The organism is Streptomyces phytophilus, from assembly GCF_013870535.1.
Lineage (GTDB): Bacteria > Actinomycetota > Actinomycetes > Streptomycetales > Streptomycetaceae > Streptomyces > Streptomyces phytophilus.
This window is the reverse complement of the sequence record NZ_JACBXC010000398.1, coordinates 1-4,856: the sequence shown is the minus strand read 5'-3', so window position 1 is coordinate 4,856 and position 4,856 is coordinate 1. Positions and strand designations below refer to the sequence as shown.

Below are 4,856 nucleotides of genomic sequence, written 5' to 3'. Positions count from 1 at the left end.
TGCGCGTCGAGCCCCACGTGGCAGTGGGCGTCGACGAGCCCCGGCAGCGCCCAGCCCTCGACGTCGACGACTTCACGCGCGGCGGCCGGTGGCGTGAAGGTGACGCGTCCACCCACCACCCACAGCTCGTCGCGGACTTCCTCGCGGCCGGTCAGCACCCGGCCCCTCACGCGCAGCACCGGGCTCTCGCTCATGCGCGGCACCTTAGCGGGCGGCCGGTCCCGGCGATCTCCCGGGAGTGCCACAGGCATCTTCACGCAAAGGAACGAACACGGGGGGTGAGGCATTGACGTATGTTTAACGGCAGTTTATCGTCGCCTCCGCGAAGTGATTTTCCCGTCTTCTTCTGCCCGCTTCCTCGCCGGGTAAACCACGTAAATTTTCGGCCAGTCAACCTTCTCAATCCGGACACCGGCCGGAGTCGTTATCAACCCGTTACATTTCCGGCTTGGGCGCCAAGTCCCCCCGGGAATTCCATAAGATACCGGGCATATCTCCTTCGATTCGCGCGCTCGCGCGTGCCCGCGGATAACACACCTACGTCCCTTTTGTAACCCCTGTCGGCCGTGCGATTTCAATTTCCCCTAGGTAAATTCAATCTGCATGACTGCCGCACAAGCAGACCTAGCAGGCCCTCCCGATAAACCCCGCTCCGCGGCTGCAGACGAGGCGGGTGTCCGGCTGGACACCCCGCGAATCGAGGACGGCGCCGCGATCTGGCGCATCGCACGCGACTCCGGGTCGCTGGACCTCAACTCCTCGTACAGCTACCTGCTGTGGTGTCGCGACTTCGCCGACACCACCGTCGTGGCGCGGGACTCGGACGGCGCCCCGGTCGGCTTCGTCACCGGCTATATCCGGCCCGCCCGGCCGGAGACCCTCGTCGTCTGGCAGATCGCCGTGGACGCCGCGTTCCGCGGCCGCGGACTCGCCGGCGCGCTGCTCGACGGACTGACCGAGCGCGCGCTGCTCGACCGCGGCATACGCCGCCTCGAAACGACCATCACCCCGGACAACTCCGCCTCCGACCAGCTCTTCCGCTCGTACGCGCGCCGCCACGGCGCCGGCGTCGACCGGGACGTGCTGTTCCGCGGGGAGCACTTCCCGGACGGACACGAGCCCGAGTTGCTGTACCGCATCGGCCCCCTCGCGAGCTGAGCGCACCGCCCCATTCGTACCCCCCGCACATCGGATCATCTCCCAGGAGAACGCTGTGACCATCACACCGCCCGCCCTGAGCGTCTTCGAGACCCTGGAGTCGGAGGTGCGCAGCTACTGCCGTGGCTGGCCCGCGGTCTTCGACCGGGCCCAGGGCAGCTATCTGTACGACGAGGACGGCCACACCTACCTCGACTTCTTCGCCGGCGCCGGCTCACTCAACTACGGCCACAACAACGCCGTGCTCAAGCGCGCCCTGCTCGACTACCTGGAGCGCGACGGCATCGTGCACGGCCTGGACATGGCCACCACCGCCAAGCGCGCGTTCCTGGAGACCTTCCAGAACGTCGTCCTGCGCCCCCGCGACCTGCCGTACAAGGTCATGTTCCCGGGGCCGACGGGCACCAACGCCGTCGAGGCCGCGCTGAAGCTGGCCCGCAAGGTCAAGGGCCGCGAGGCGATCGTCTCGTTCACCAACGCCTTCCACGGCATGTCGCTCGGCTCGCTCGCCGTCACCGGCAACGCCTTCAAGCGCGCCGGCGCCGGCATCCCGCTGGTGCACGGCACCCCCATGCCGTTCGACAACTACCTCGACGGCCAGGTCCCGGACTTCCTGTGGTTCGAGCGGCTGCTGGAGGACCAGGGCTCCGGGCTCAACAAGCCCGCCGCCGTCATCGTCGAGACCATCCAGGGCGAGGGCGGCATCAACGTGGCCCGCGCCGAGTGGCTCCGCGGCCTCGCCGACCTGTGCAAACGCCGCGACATGCTGCTCATCGTGGACGACATCCAGATGGGCTGCGGGCGCACCGGCGGCTTCTTCTCCTTCGAGGACGCGGGCATCACGCCGGACATCGTCACGCTGTCCAAGTCCATCAGCGGCTACGGGCTGCCGATGTCCCTCACGCTCTTCAAGCCGGAGCTGGACGTCTGGGAGCCGGGCGAGCACAACGGCACGTTCCGCGGCCACAACCCGGCGTTCGTCACCGCCACCGCCGCGCTCGACACGTACTGGGCCGACGGGCAGATGGAGAAGCAGACCCTCGCCCGCGGCGAGCAGATCGAGCAGGCGCTGATCGCCATCTGCGCGGAGCACGCCGACACCGACGCCACGTACCGCGGCCGCGGCATGGTGTGGGGGCTGGAGTTCCCCGACCCGGCGCGCGCGACGCGCGTCTGCCGGCGCGCCTTCGAGCTGGGGCTCATCCTGGAGACCTCGGGGCCGCAGAGCGAGGTCGTCAAGCTGCTGCCGGCGCTCACGACGACGCCGGACATCCTGGACGAGGGGCTGCGCACGCTGGCGCGGGCGGTCCGCGAGACCACCTGACGGCCGGGGGCGCGCGGCCCGCCCCGTCCCGTACGGGCGGATGCGTACACGCCGAGAGACCACCGGCAGAGCGCCGGGCCGAATCCGAGAGAGAGGCACAGAAGCACCGTGATCGTCCGATCCTTCAAGGAGCTTGAGGGCACCGACCGGCACATCAGGTCCGCGTCGGGCACCTGGGAGTCCAAGCGCATCGTGCTCGCGCAGGAGCGCGTCGGCTTCTCCCTCCACGAGACCGTGCTCTACGCGGGCACCGAGACCTCCATGTGGTACGCGAACCACATAGAGGCCGTCGTCTGCGTCGAGGGCGAAGCCGAACTCACCAACGACGAGACCGGCGAGAGGCACGTCATCACGCCGGGGACGATGTACCTGCTGGACGGGCACGAGAAGCACACGATGCGGATCAAGCAGGACTTCCGCTGCATCTGCGTCTTCAACCCGCCGGTCACGGGCCGCGAAGACCACGACGAGAACGGCGTGTACCCGCTGCTGACTGAGGAGGACTGAGAACCATGGCCAGCCCGACTGTCACCGACCTCTACCCGACGCGCGGCGCCGACGAAGTGAGCACGCCTCGTCAGGACCCGGTGGTCTGGTCGGAACCGGGTGCCGACGGGCCCATCCCGCCCTGGGAGCTGGAGGGCTACGAGCGCAACGGCTACCTGACGGTCGACCAGCTGATCACCGCGGAGGAGGTGGAGACGTACAAGGCGGAGCTGGACCGGCTCGTCGCCGACCCGCAGATCCGCGCCGACGCGCGCTCGATCGTCGAGGCCAGCACGAAGTCCGTGCGCTCCATCTTCGAGATCCACAAGATCAGCGACGTCTTCGGCAAGCTGGTGCGCGACGAGCGCGTCCTCGACCGGGCGCGGCAGATCGTCGGCTCCGACGTGTACATCCACCAGAGCCGGATCAACGTCAAACCCGGGTTCGGCGCCAGCGGCTTCTACTGGCACTCGGACTTCGAGACCTGGCACGCCGAGGACGGCCTGCCGAACATGCGGACCGTGTCGGTCTCGATCTCGCTGACGGAGAACTACGAGACCAACGGCGGCCTCATGATCATGCCGGGGTCGCACAAGACCTTCCTCGGCTGCGCGGGTTCCACGCCGAAGGACAACTACAAGAAGTCGCTGCAGATGCAGGACGCCGGCACGCCGTCGGACGGGGCGCTGACGGAGATGGCGGAAGCGCACGGCATCAAGCTGTTCACCGGCTCGGCGGGGTCGGCGACCTGGTTCGACTGCAACTGCATGCACGGCTCGGGTGACAACATCACGCCGTACGCGCGCAGCAACGTCTTCCTCGTCTTCAACAGCGTGGAGAACGCGGCGGTGGAGCCGTTCGCGGCGCCCGTGCGGCGGCCGGACTACATCGGCGCGCGGGACTTCACGCCCGTGCGGTGAGATGACGGCGTACGGCCGCGCCCCCCGCCCGGAGATCCGGGCGGGGGGCGCGGCCGTGTCCGCCGCTACTTCCGCGTATACGGTCCGCTACGGCGCGTCAAAGGCGTGGTCGTCCGCGCAGAGGCCCTGGCCGCCCGTGCCGGCGACGTCCTGCAGCCTGCGCACGGCGGCCTGCTCCAGGGCCTGCGTGAAGACGTCCGCCGGCTGCCCGCCGGAGACGGCGAAGCGGCGGTCGATGACGAAGAACGGCACGCCGTTGGCACCCAGCTCGGCGGCTTCCTTCTCGTCGGCGCGTACGGCGTCGGCGTAGGCGTCCCCGTCCGCGAGGACCTTGCGCACCTCGTCGGCGTCGAGGCCGGCGCCGGTCGCGATCTCCACGATCGTGTCGTCGTCGCCGATCGGGCGGGCCTCGGCGAAGTTCGCCGTGTAGAGCGCGTCGAGGAGCCGCTCCTGTACGCCGCGCTCCTTGGCGAGGTGCAGGAGGCGGTGCAGGTCGAAGGTGCCGGTGACGAACCGGTCGTGGCGCATGCCGAGCCCCTCGGACGCGGCGGCGGCGCCGACCCGGTCCTCCATCGCCTTGAGCTGCGCGTCGTCCCAGCCGAACTTGGCCTTCAGCTCGGGGCCGAGAGGCAGGCCGCCGTCCCGCGGCGCCCCGGCGGACAGCTCGTACGAGCGGTGCACCACCTCGACCTCGTCGCGCCCGGCGAAGGCGGCGAGACCCTTCTCGAACCGGGCCTTGCCGATGTAGCACCAGGGGCAGACGACATCGGACCAGATCTCTACTCGCATGACCGCGCAAACGGGCGGGGCGGTGGTCGGTATTCCCCCGCGGGGCGGTGATCAGGGGCCGGGGGTGAGCGGGATGCCGCAGCGGAGGTTCCAGCGGCCGGCGCGGCCGGTCAGTTCGGTGCCGGTCAGGGGCGGTACGTCCAGCCGCCAGAAAGCGGCGGAGGGCAGGTCGAGGGCGT

General features: G+C 69.4%; 5 protein-coding genes and 2 pseudogenes. 4 read left to right on the top strand and 3 right to left on the bottom strand.

Going from position 1 to position 4,856, the window contains the following annotated elements; all coding sequences use genetic code 11:
• Nucleotides 1–194, bottom strand: a pseudogene (locus tag H5J30_RS17780) (amidohydrolase family protein); the annotation flags it as partial.
• Nucleotides 195–603: 409 nt separating this feature from the next.
• Here H5J30_RS17780 and ectA point away from each other — a divergent pair.
• From ectA to thpD, 4 genes are all read left to right on the top strand, one after another.
• Nucleotides 604–1,158: a diaminobutyrate acetyltransferase gene (gene ectA / locus H5J30_RS17775; protein ID WP_181788402.1), complete on the top strand. Its 555-nt coding sequence runs from the start codon at nucleotides 604–606 to the stop codon at nucleotides 1,156–1,158.
• A 55-nt stretch (nucleotides 1,159–1,213) separates the two neighbouring features.
• On the top strand, nucleotides 1,214–2,482 hold the full coding sequence (gene ectB / locus H5J30_RS17770; protein ID WP_181788401.1) for a diaminobutyrate--2-oxoglutarate transaminase: 1,269 nt from the start codon (nucleotides 1,214–1,216) through the stop codon (nucleotides 2,480–2,482).
• A 108-nt stretch (nucleotides 2,483–2,590) separates the two neighbouring features.
• On the top strand, nucleotides 2,591–2,989 hold the full coding sequence (locus H5J30_RS17765; RefSeq protein ID WP_181788400.1) for an ectoine synthase: 399 nt from the start codon (nucleotides 2,591–2,593) through the stop codon (nucleotides 2,987–2,989).
• A gap of 5 nt (nucleotides 2,990–2,994) precedes the next feature.
• Nucleotides 2,995–3,888 carry an ectoine hydroxylase gene (gene thpD / locus H5J30_RS17760; RefSeq protein WP_181788399.1) on the top strand — a complete coding sequence of 298 codons (894 nt, stop codon included), beginning with the start codon at nucleotides 2,995–2,997 and terminating at the stop codon, nucleotides 3,886–3,888.
• A gap of 87 nt (nucleotides 3,889–3,975) precedes the next feature.
• On the opposite strand, the gene H5J30_RS17755 is transcribed toward thpD, so the two are convergent.
• Together H5J30_RS17755 and H5J30_RS36795 are read right to left on the bottom strand one after the other, a co-directional pair.
• A complete protein-coding gene (locus H5J30_RS17755; protein ID WP_181788398.1) occupies nucleotides 3,976–4,677 on the bottom strand; it encodes a DsbA family oxidoreductase in 702 nt (233 codons plus the stop codon).
• A 51-nt stretch (nucleotides 4,678–4,728) separates the two neighbouring features.
• Nucleotides 4,729–4,856 (bottom strand): annotated as a pseudogene (locus H5J30_RS36795) (histidine phosphatase family protein); the annotation flags it as partial.

Bases quoted from the DNA above. Each gene is read 5' to 3' on its own strand.
- ectA (WP_181788402.1), top strand. From the start codon at position 604: ATGACTGCCGCACAAGCAGACCTAGCAGGCCCTCCCGATAAACCCCGC.
- thpD (WP_181788399.1), top strand. From the start codon at position 2,995: ATGGCCAGCCCGACTGTCACCGACCTCTACCCGACGCGCGGCGCCGAC.
- H5J30_RS17755 (WP_181788398.1), bottom strand. From the start codon at position 4,677: ATGCGAGTAGAGATCTGGTCCGATGTCGTCTGCCCCTGGTGCTACATC.